Source organism: Bartonella sp. CE47NXGY, from assembly GCF_042195415.1.
Lineage (GTDB): Bacteria > Pseudomonadota > Alphaproteobacteria > Rhizobiales > Rhizobiaceae > Bartonella.
On sequence record NZ_JBHIOI010000054.1, the window covers coordinates 1 to 6176 of the forward strand.

11 protein-coding genes and 1 pseudogene are annotated in these 6176 nt (G+C 40.9%); 3 read left to right on the top strand and 9 right to left on the bottom strand.

Annotated elements, in window-relative coordinates:
• The 5 genes from ACFIL3_RS08835 to ACFIL3_RS08855 all read right to left on the bottom strand — a co-directional run.
• A partial coding sequence (locus ACFIL3_RS08835; RefSeq protein WP_375682095.1) for a phage tail protein occupies positions 1 to 341 on the bottom strand: 341 nt, incomplete at its 3' end.
• The gene (locus ACFIL3_RS08840; RefSeq protein WP_375682096.1) at positions 341 to 1168 is read right to left on the bottom strand and encodes a baseplate J/gp47 family protein; all 828 of its coding nucleotides are present in this window, start codon (positions 1166 to 1168) and stop codon (positions 341 to 343) included. The genes ACFIL3_RS08835 and ACFIL3_RS08840, both read right to left, overlap by 1 nt.
• Entirely contained in the window at positions 1165 to 1506 is a 342-nt protein-coding gene (locus ACFIL3_RS08845; RefSeq protein WP_375612353.1) for a GPW/gp25 family protein, read from the bottom strand. The genes ACFIL3_RS08840 and ACFIL3_RS08845 overlap by 4 nt, the downstream gene beginning before the upstream one ends.
• Positions 1503 to 2192, bottom strand: coding sequence for a phage baseplate assembly protein V (locus tag ACFIL3_RS08850; protein WP_375682097.1), 690 nt, complete (start codon positions 2190 to 2192; stop codon positions 1503 to 1505). Before ACFIL3_RS08850 ends, ACFIL3_RS08845 begins: the two co-directional genes overlap by 4 nt.
• Positions 2173 to 2721, bottom strand: a complete 549-nt coding sequence (locus tag ACFIL3_RS08855) for a hypothetical protein (protein ID WP_375682098.1) — start codon at positions 2719 to 2721, stop codon at positions 2173 to 2175. The genes ACFIL3_RS08850 and ACFIL3_RS08855 overlap by 20 nt, the downstream gene beginning before the upstream one ends.
• A 52-nt stretch (positions 2722 to 2773) precedes the next feature.
• Between ACFIL3_RS08855 and ACFIL3_RS08860 the strand changes: the two genes are divergently transcribed.
• Positions 2774 to 3088 (top strand): type II toxin-antitoxin system RelE/ParE family toxin, encoded by a 315-nt coding sequence (locus tag ACFIL3_RS08860; RefSeq protein WP_375610725.1) that lies wholly within the window; start codon positions 2774 to 2776, stop codon positions 3086 to 3088.
• Between the two features lie 16 nt (positions 3089 to 3104).
• Positions 3105 to 3401 (top strand): HigA family addiction module antitoxin, encoded by a 297-nt coding sequence (locus ACFIL3_RS08865; RefSeq protein WP_004861504.1) that lies wholly within the window; start codon positions 3105 to 3107, stop codon positions 3399 to 3401.
• Positions 3402 to 3445: 44 nt separating this feature from the next.
• On the opposite strand, the gene ACFIL3_RS08870 is transcribed toward ACFIL3_RS08865, so the two are convergent.
• Together ACFIL3_RS08870 and ACFIL3_RS08875 are read right to left on the bottom strand one after the other, a co-directional pair.
• Positions 3446 to 3724 carry a hypothetical protein gene (locus tag ACFIL3_RS08870; RefSeq protein WP_375612356.1) on the bottom strand — a complete coding sequence of 93 codons (279 nt, stop codon included), beginning with the start codon at positions 3722 to 3724 and terminating at the stop codon, positions 3446 to 3448.
• A complete protein-coding gene (locus ACFIL3_RS08875; RefSeq protein WP_375682099.1) occupies positions 3721 to 4440 on the bottom strand; it encodes a Rha family transcriptional regulator in 720 nt (239 codons plus the stop codon). The genes ACFIL3_RS08870 and ACFIL3_RS08875 overlap by 4 nt, the downstream gene beginning before the upstream one ends.
• Positions 4441 to 4822: 382 nt before the next feature.
• Here ACFIL3_RS08875 and ACFIL3_RS08880 point away from each other — a divergent pair, with 382 nt between their 5' ends.
• The gene (locus ACFIL3_RS08880) at positions 4823 to 5665 is read left to right on the top strand and encodes a hypothetical protein (RefSeq protein ID WP_375612358.1); all 843 of its coding nucleotides are present in this window, start codon (positions 4823 to 4825) and stop codon (positions 5663 to 5665) included.
• A gap of 27 nt (positions 5666 to 5692) precedes the next feature.
• Here the strand turns inward: ACFIL3_RS08880 and ACFIL3_RS08885 are convergent, their stop codons facing one another.
• Both ACFIL3_RS08885 and ACFIL3_RS08890 read right to left on the bottom strand, forming a co-directional pair.
• Positions 5693 to 6049 carry a hypothetical protein gene (locus ACFIL3_RS08885; RefSeq protein WP_375682100.1) on the bottom strand — a complete coding sequence of 119 codons (357 nt, stop codon included), beginning with the start codon at positions 6047 to 6049 and terminating at the stop codon, positions 5693 to 5695.
• A gap of 1 nt (position 6050) precedes the next feature.
• A pseudogene (locus ACFIL3_RS08890) lies at positions 6051 to 6176 on the bottom strand (major capsid protein); the annotation flags it as partial.

The window sequence follows — 6176 nt, forward strand, 5'->3', positions numbered from 1 at the left end:
AGTTGAAAGGAGTTCCACCATGCGCGCCCCGTCCAGGCGGGTTGAAAGCGTGCCGAAATCCCTAGCCATTCAAGCCCCATCTCTATTGCCGCAAGGGAGCCACGTATCCTCTGCCATTGAAGCCCTTGATCAATCAAATCATAGAGATTTGGAACATAAGGTGTCAGTTCACCAAGCCCGTATTCTTCAATCAACCACGGCAAGAAACGGGGAGGGCGTGTGATCAGTTTTGCGCGTGAAATCCCCAAAACAGAACCATCAATATCTTGATGAAAATCGCAAGCATCGGCAAGGCGCTTTTCAAATTCTGTCGCGTTTGTGGGAAGGAGGGAACCAACCATTAGCGGGCACGTCCTTTGAAGTTTAAGGTGATTTTTCCAATCGATAAAATTTCTTCATCACAAACCATACTGTCTTGTGTTGGGGTAATGGCAATCACTTTCTGGACACCAGCAATCATTAGTTTTGAAATCCACCACGACAAACTTAATTCACGACCAATGGCTTGTTCTTGTTTCCAAGCCGTGCGTAAATTTGTTTCCATTGTTGTGAGAATTTTCAAAGATGTTTCTGGTAACAGCCAAACATCTGCTTCTAAATCCAGCACTTTTTTGACAGCAGCGTGAACAATGATTGTATCATTGGTCATGATGATATTTTTTCTGTGAAGAGCTTCTGAAACTGTTTGTATGAGATCTTCAGATGCCGTTCCTTCTTCATTATTACCAAAAAGAGCAACATAGATGGTTGGGTCTTTGCCTTTACGATAGATAATCGCATCTTTCACTCGACTATCGGCTGTTAAGGCGATAAGTTTGTAATAGGGTTCTGTTCCACTTCCGTTTCCTCCACGGGCATGAAGCTGTATGCGTTCACGATATCTCTCGTCACTTTCACCCTCCATGCGGGCAATACCATGCCAGTTTCCCAAAGCATCAAGAGATTCACCGGTTGCAAAATCAAGGATGTTGTTGCGTGCTGCCTCGTTAATACGCTGCCTTAAAAGCAACTCTCGATAGCTAAAAGCCTCTATGACTTTTACAGCCGGGTCACTTTCAAGAATGGTATATTCAGGCAAAAGCTCTTTTAAATGGGCAAGAGCAGCAGCGCGTATTTCTTCAAAAGAAAGTTCTGTGATGATGTCTGGTTTTGCAAGCACTCCATTCATTTTATCAATAATCCTTCCATGGTAATGGGCTTGCCGGATGGCAAATAAATGCCTTCAAAGGATAAAGAAACGTGTCCATTCTCACCCCTTTTAAAATCAATTTTTTTCAATTTAAAACGCGGTTCCCACTTGTCTAAAGCCTCAGCAACAGCAGCATAAAGAGCAACAGCAAAAGCATTATTAACCGGTGCATCAATGAGTTCAGCAACACGTGAACCATAATCACGCCGCATTACACGCGAACCAATCCGCGTTAACAAAATATCAAGGATTGATTGACGCAAATGATCAATGCCGGTTAATGGCTTTCCCGTTGTGCGGTCCATTCCACTGTTCAATTGGGACCTCCTGTCATAGAACCACCAGGGGAAACACCACCATGAACATGGGTTTCTCCTACATTGGTGTCGTTATGTCTTAATCCACTTGAATGAATGGAAACATTATTTCCAGAATGAAGAGAGAGACTATCATTCGAATTCAGTGAAATGCTACTACCTGCCTTCAAAGAGATGCCGCCTTTTGCGTTTAAATTTATATCGCTTTCTGAAACAATCTTTATGCCATCTGGTGCGGTAAGCTCTAGCTTGCCACCATCACCTTTTAGTGACACACCATCAGCGATTGTCAGGATAAACTTTCCGCCGGATTTGATGTGAATTCCATAAGTGTTTTGTTCATCATCATATTCAAGGCTGGTTCCATCAGGGTATATCGTTCGGTGAATGCTGCCCTTATCGGCTGCTTGATTAGCATCGGTGTGAAGTGAACCAACAATCACCCCTTGTGATAAATCCCCTGATGATGAAACAACAATTACTTGCTCTCCAACATCGCGTCCTTCATAAGAACGTGTTTTACCGGCGCGGGCTTGTGTGTCTGGAATCCAGTCACTGACAAGATTGCCACTTTTTATCCGATAGCGTGCGTTTTTATGGTCGACATGGCTAATCTTCCCCACCACAACCATATTGGCCACACGTCTCTTTAGATCTGTGATTTCTTTATCGCGCCGCTCTAACATGTCCACCTTCAATTTTATGGTATTTATCTTTATTTCTCACGCCTGTTTCTGGTTCAAAACTTAAGAAAGGTTCAACGATTCTTGCTGTTACACTGCCTTCTTCTTCATTCATGTTGGGGATATTTGTCACATAAATGACTTCAAAGGTTAAAATTGCACCGTGGAGTGCTAGAGCGCCATTATCACCAAAGGCAAAAGCAATATTTTGCAGGCGGCATGTTTCAACTGTGTTGTTGAGATTGGGATTAGTGTAGAAAACCTCCTCAACTTCCCATGCTAATTGGTCAACAAAACGTGCGCCATCTTCACATGTTGCATAGCATTCAACATCTACTGTTAAAACACGCCGCCTTAAGCCAAAATCATGTCCATCTTCAATTGTTTCACTTTGTGTTGAGATATTAATAGCTGGCATTGCTTCAATAAATAAATTGAAGTCACGCATATTGAAAACATTGTCACCAGCTGCCGTCTTTGCTGCCTTTATCAAAGCAACAAAGCTTTCCCTTATCGTCTCTCTCGGATGCATGGGGGCTCCTGTTATTTAACATTTATCCTTTTCTTTATATTGGTATCGTGTTATGATACGTAAAAGAACGAATAAAGGTGATTTGGTGATTGAATCTTTTGCTGATAAGCGGTGTAAAGATCTTTTAGAAGGCAATCTGCCCAGAGGCTTTCCCACCACTCTAGTGCGTATAGCCCAAAGAAAATTGTTTATGCTCGATAAAGCAGTTGATCTTAAAGATTTGCGTAGTCCTCCGGGAAATCGTCTAGAAGCATTGAAAGGAGAGCGTAAAGGTCAATATTCTATCCGTATTAATGACCAGTTTCGTATTTGTTTTGAATGGCGCTCTAATGGCGCTTATGAAGTTGAAATCGTAGATTATCATTGATCTGTAGGAGGTCGAGATGAAAAATTATATAGCGATTCATCCCGGAGAAATTTTACGAGAGGAATATTTAAAAGAATATGCCCTCTCTGCTTATGCTCTTGCAAAAGCATTAAATGTTCCACGCACGAGAATAGAACGTATTGTTGCTGAAAATAGTCCAGTGACTCCCGATACTGCTCTCAGATTAGCCTATTTTTTTGATACTACTGCTGAATTTTGGCTTAACATGCAAGCTGCTTATGACGTTAGTATATTACAAACTGAAAAAGCAGACGAATTTGCCAAAATCAATAAATTTGAATGTAGGGTTTAACCACTCCCCATTTTAAGAACAGGGAGGGGAGTTTTGTTTTTAAGTTAAGCAACCTTTTTAATGGGGCTCTCGAAATTTGGTTCATAAGCGCGTAACAAAGAATCCATGCTATGCGGTAACTCTGAATCTCCAAAATCTGTAAGAATTGCTAAAATCTTCGTAATATTTGGAACCTCATTTTGAAGTTTTAAAATCAAAGCTTTTTCCACCATGCCCATAATCTCAATTATGGCAGTGCAATCCTCATCTCCAATGCTTTGATGATTAGAAAACTGAAACAATGCCATCCACAAATCGCATAGGAAGTTGGTATCTATCTTCATTGCACACCTCCATGAATTTGCTCTCTCAAACATGCCAATCCTCTGGATGTAATTTTTGTTGAAGGCAGCACCTTTTCTGTACCATCCGGTCTTTGAATGGTGATAGCAGGACAATCCATAAATCCTTTCTTGATCTTGTCCTGATAAGGTAACAAGGGAGCTCCTGGAGCCCGTCGATAGACCCAATCATGTTTACGCAAGTAATCCGTTAAATCCTTTGGTCGTACCTCCAACATCTTTGCTGCTTCGATAAGACCAAACAACCCATCAGAGCGTTTTAAACCATCTAAAGCTTCTGCTTTTGGAGCCAATTCGGCAATAACATGATCTTTCTGCTCAATTTGACTTTGTAGGTGATTCAAAACACCAAGTAATGCCTCAGGTTTCGAATAGTCAACTTGTGGTGTTGTTACTTGTCTTTCCAATTCTTGCCAGCGGTCAATAATCTTTGCTCGTAAAGCAGTGCTGTAACCCGAAACAAGAATTAAACACTCACGTTTGGGAAGATTGTAGCAAGGAAGGGTACGACCTGTGGAATCTTTATATAATCCTGAAAAATCACTCAGCTCAATTTTGAGCTCAGTGAGTATTTGCCGAATATCCCGCATAACATTCCGATGTTCTTTACCACATAATTCAGCAATCTCACGACTAGACATAGTCTGAGTGCTAACACTATTAGCAGTGTTTTCTCTAATTTCTATAAGTGTGTTCATGATGAACTCCTGTGTAGTTAGAAGTTTCTTATTGACATTCCAGAGGAATGCCGGGTGCTAAGAAACACGGTACACAGTCCGTCGCTATGCTTTTCCCAAAAGGGTATTTTATGGCACAGCCACACCCGACAAAACCATTATATGCGTGTAACATATAACGAGTCAAAGTTTTTAATTGGCGGAGAAGAGATTGTTTCGGCAATCTATCCGCTGTGTATTTAAAGTGTTTCTTAGGCACATGATTCGATTATTCATATCCTTATGATGATGTCAAGCATTAATATCACTTTTTTCTAAAAATGATAAGCTATCTTTACTTTATTTGTCGACTCACTTTAAATCTTTTGATTCAGTTTTTTATTTATAGCGGAGGGGGAAAATAATGCTCGATATACTTGATACAATTGCGATGATTGTATGGTTGTTATCATTGCCAGTCATTATTGTTGGACTTATTTTAATATGTATAAAAAAATGGCGGAAAAACGGACTGAAAACTCTTGGTATTGGAGCTTTATTATTTATCGGCTCTGCGATAGTAGGTGCTTCTGTACACAAAGACAAACCAAATCAAATTACACACAATAATGAAATTGTTACCTCCTCCTCGACTTCGTCAATAGATGTTGCTACTCAAGATGACAGCGTGACTCAGGCACCAGCTGAGGATACTGATAAGCAAATTACCCCCACTCAAGTTAACAAACCAGACAAAGATGATGGATTAGGCTTTTGGGGATGGGGGTTGTTAATAATCCTCACTTTTTCTGCAGGTTCCGCTTTATATAATTATTGTCTATACAGACGCAAAAAACATTTTGAACAACAAGTTGCGATGTTACAACCAGATATCCCTCCCTTTAATTTTTCCGAAGCATGTGAAATGTTTCAAGAACTTGATGCAAGTGAATATGATTATCGTCTAGCACCTAATGAAAAACTGTTGGGAGTTCAAGAATATGCTAATTTTGTTGGTAAACGTAGAGTAAATAAAATAGAACAAATGGTAGTTGTAGCACGTGGGCGTCTTTTGGTAACCGATCAAGCTATTGTGTTTGAAAGCTCTGAAAAGAATGAACGAACTACTTGGACACGAATTGCATCAGTAGACATCACATATGAGGGATGTCGGGTTCATCGCCGCTCTGGTATACCATGGAACTACAAATTCACCGCTACTCCCCAATTTGCTGCAGTGGTTAGGGCTCTTGGGCAGCCTTATTGATTTTGAAATACACAATACAAAGGTTCCTCATTGTTTTATCTCCCGCAAGATAAGCTTATACATACCGGATTCAGAGGCTTGGACATCTGTGACCACGAAGTGCTCTTGAGAAGAGGGGGCTTTGTTGTTTTCAGGAGAGAGGACCACAATACTATCTTGAGGTTTTGGTGGTATTCCCCCGATGTCATTGATACAAAGATCAAGTTCCTTTCTTGCAATTGTGGTGGAGATTTTGCCACCAGCGTCCGATTCCGAATGTTTAATGCCATAAATCGCTGTGATACGAAAAGATTGCTGGTTGTCCTTTCGCGTGTAGATGATGGGCTGCCCAAAAGTGTTGCGTACATCTTTAACCATTTGGTTTAGCAGCCCGTTCCACCGCATGTTATTTCGCTCCTATAACTGCTTTGAACAGCATTTCAGGGCGTGTGCAAATGTAAAGCGGATAGCTATAGACCTCCGGTTTTACCCATGCATTACGGTCGTGGTCGACGATAAGCATCGTGTAGAG